Genomic DNA, 231 nt, shown 5'->3' on the forward strand with positions numbered 1-231 from the left:
GTTCGTCAAGGTCGACCAGTTCTTCCCGTCCACCCGGTTGTGCTCATCATGCGGGGTCCTGGACGGGCCGAGCGGCCTGGCGGGCTTGAAAGTCCGCACGTGGGCGTGCGGATGCGGGGCGGTCCATGACCGGGACCAGAACGCCGAGATAAACATTCGCCGTGAAGGCAAACGCATGGTGGCCGAGGGACACTCGGACACCCTAAACGCCTCTGGAGGAGACGTCAGACC

Annotated in this window: 1 protein-coding gene; it reads left to right on the forward strand. The window is 64.5% G+C overall.

Features of this window, described 5'->3' with window-relative positions:
• A partial coding sequence (locus L0U85_RS20270; RefSeq protein WP_277606111.1) for a zinc ribbon domain-containing protein occupies window positions 1–231 on the forward strand: 231 nt, incomplete at both ends.

It is taken from the genome of Glycomyces sp. L485 (genome assembly GCF_022548875.1).
GTDB lineage: Bacteria > Actinomycetota > Actinomycetes > Mycobacteriales > Micromonosporaceae > Glycomyces.